Raw genomic sequence first — 1,701 nt, 5'->3', positions numbered from 1 at the left:
ATGCGAGGAAATGAGTTATCCGGTATTAGCCCCGGTTTCCCGGAGTTATCCCAGTCTTACAGGCAGGTTACCCACGTGTTACTCACCCGTCCGCCGCTGATTGATGGGAGCAAGCTCCCATCAATCCGCTCGACTTGCATGTATTAGGCACGCCGCCAGCGTTCGTCCTGAGCCAGGATCAAACTCTCCGATAAAAGTTTGAATAGCTCTTTAAAAATAAATCTAGAATTAACGTTGACGTATTGTCTTGTTTTGTTCAGTTTTCAAGGTTCAATGTGTAAGTGCTTCTCTTGAAGCGACCTTTACTATGTTACACGATCATTCATTTGATGTCAACAACTTTTTCAAAATAGTTTCAATCAAGTTCCTCGTGTTTTTGTTGTCCGTTTGCGGCAACAAATAATACTTTACCAGTTAACTTCGCAGAAGTCAACTTCTTTTTAAATGTTTTTTCGCTTTATATCTACTAAGTTATTAAACACTTAAACGAGCCTAAAAGAGATATTAATTAACTTCCCTTATAAAAGGCGGAAGAACAATAATATCACAAACATCTACTTAATAACAATACCTTTTTTATAATTTATAGATGTCTGAGTGTTCAGTTTAGAATACCTACACTATATATATACACATAGAAAAGAATCTTAAACATATCTGCTTGACTATGATTTCAGGTTACCTGAGTATCTCCGCGATTAGATGAGGTATTCTGAATGGAGATATGACGCTGAGTTCCTGCAGGATGACTAAATATATTGAGAGGGAGAGTCCCAGATCTGAAGGTAGTCGAAATCAGTTGCGACACTCTTAGGCAAAAGCTAATCTTAGTTTGTATTTTTTGATATTTATTTTAACTTTCTAATAGATTAATCGTTCAATACTAGAATCAGTGCGTCTTTTATCATTAAAAATAGAACGATTTAGCCCTATTCAATGTGCGATAGGTAATAATCAGACCTACACTATAGATTGTGGCTCCAATTATCAGAGCATTATAGGGACCATAAAAATAATTGCGTCAAAATAGATCGGAATTGCGTCGTTTACACCCGTTATTGCGTCACATTTTGTGTTAGAATTGCGTATTTTTCCAAATACATCCAAAAATATTATCTGTATTTTAATCGCAATCTGTCCTTCATTGCTAATTTTAATTGTACGATCAGCCTTCAATAAAATTTCTCCACCATATAAAAACGCAAAAAAGCCGCCCTCTCTATCCTATAATCAATTTGTTCTTCGAACCAAGAATCCATTAACAAGTAAACACAAAAAAGAGCAGCCCCTAAGAGCTACTCTTTCTCACATTTGCCTGGCGACGTCCTACTCTCACAGGGGGAGATCCCCCAACTACCATCGGCGCTGAAGAGCTTAACTTCCGTGTTCGGCATGGGAACGGGTGTGACCTCTTCGCCATTGTCACCAGACGAATATTCAATTGAAGGRTTGTTCCTTCAAAACTAGATAAAGAATTGATGTCAAGAAAGCCGAATAYCGACCAATTGTTGTTCATTTWAAAAATGACTCTTTGTGGTTAAGTCCTCGATCGATTAGTATCAGTCAACTCCACATGTCGCCATGCTTCCATCTCTGACCTATCTACCTAGTCATCTTCTAGGGATCTTACTCACWTACGTGATGGGAAATCTCATCTCGAGGGGGGCTTCATGCTTAGATGCTTTCAGCACTTATCCCTTC

General features: G+C 38.3%; 3 rRNA genes. All 3 read right to left on the bottom strand.

Features of this window, described 5'->3' with window-relative positions:
- Nucleotides 1-194 (bottom strand): 16S ribosomal RNA (locus FZC88_RS23685); the annotation flags it as partial.
- Between the two features lie 1,119 nt (nucleotides 195-1,313).
- Nucleotides 1,314-1,430, bottom strand: a 5S ribosomal RNA gene (gene rrf / locus FZC88_RS23680).
- Nucleotides 1,431-1,533: 103 nt separating this feature from the next.
- A 23S ribosomal RNA gene (locus tag FZC88_RS23675) occupies nucleotides 1,534-1,701 on the bottom strand; the annotation flags it as partial.

Origin of the sequence: Rossellomorea aquimaris, assembly GCF_008180865.1 — a bacterium.
Lineage (GTDB): Bacteria > Bacillota > Bacilli > Bacillales > Bacillaceae_B > Rossellomorea > Rossellomorea yichunensis.
This window is presented reverse-complemented; position numbering and strand designations above follow the sequence as displayed.